Origin of the sequence: Methylobacterium longum, from assembly GCF_022179385.1 — a bacterium.
Taxonomy (GTDB): domain Bacteria; phylum Pseudomonadota; class Alphaproteobacteria; order Rhizobiales; family Beijerinckiaceae; genus Methylobacterium; species Methylobacterium longum.
Genome location: NZ_BPQS01000141.1, coordinates 1 through 1,054, shown reverse-complemented (window position 1 = coordinate 1,054; position 1,054 = coordinate 1). Strand labels below are relative to the sequence as shown.

1 protein-coding gene is annotated in these 1,054 nt (G+C 67.4%); it reads left to right on the top strand.

Features of this window, described 5'->3' with window-relative positions:
* Positions 1-93: 93 nt before the first annotated feature.
* A protein-coding gene (locus tag MFF58_RS31755; protein WP_238294305.1) for an IS630 family transposase occupies positions 94-1,037 on the top strand; the annotation gives its coding sequence in 2 pieces (ribosomal slippage) (positions 94-430 and positions 430-1,037; 945 coding nt in all).
* Positions 1,038-1,054 lie beyond the last annotated feature (17 nt).

The window sequence follows — 1,054 nt, the reverse complement described above, 5'->3', positions numbered from 1 at the left end:
TAGAGCATTTTCGGTTTGAGCTGAGTCGGCGTGGTGGGGTTCACACGGCGGGCGGCGGCTGATTCACTGCTTGCTCCGGACACGGAGTGCATCATGGGCCGCCCCTACAGCTTGGACCTGCGGGAGAGGGTGGTGACCGCTGCGGCAGCGACCTCGCGCCGTCAGGCGGCTGCTCGTTTCGGGGTCGGCAAGGCGACAGCGATCCGCTGGATGGCCGCGCTCACGGCGACGGGGACGGTGGCCGCCCGTCCGCAAGGAAGGGCACGGCGCTCCAAGCTCGAGCCGCACGAAGCATTCCTGCGTATGCTGATCGACGAGAAGGTCGATATCACCCTGGCGGAGATGCGCGTCCGGCTGCAAGACGAGCACGGCCTCAAGGTCGGGGTGGGCACGCTGTGGGCCTTCCTCGACGCGCGCGACCTCACATACAAAAAAAGACAGCCCACGCTGCCGAGCAGGATCGCCTGGACGTGAAGGCGGCGCGCGAAGCGTGGTTTGAGGGGCAGCCTGACCTGGACCCTGCCCGCCTCGTATTCCTGGACGAGACGTGGACGGCTACCAACATGGCCCGCCTTCGCGGGCGCTGCCCGCGCGGCGAGCGTCTGCGTTCGCCGATCCCGCACGGTCATTGGAAGACCACGACCCTGGTGGCGGGCCTGCGCCTATCCGGGGTCGCCGCGCCGTTCGTGCTCGACGGGCCGATCAACCGTGATGCCTTCCAGGCCTACGTCGATCGCGTGCTGGTGCCCGAGCTCACCCGCGGCGACATCGTCGTGATGGACAATCTCAGCAGCCACAAAGGACCGGCCGTGAGGGCCGCCATCGAGGCCGTGGGCGCGCGGCTCTTGTTCCTGCCGCCCTACTCCCCCGACTTCAACCCGATCGAGATGGCGTTCTCGAAGCTCAAGGCGCTGCTGCGCAAGGCCGCCGAGCGCACCATCGAAGGGCTCTGGGCCGCCATCGGCCGCTTGGTGGATGCCATCACCCCCGACGAGTGCGCCAACTTCTTCGCCGCCGCAGGATACGACCCCGATTAAACCGAAAACGCTCTAGT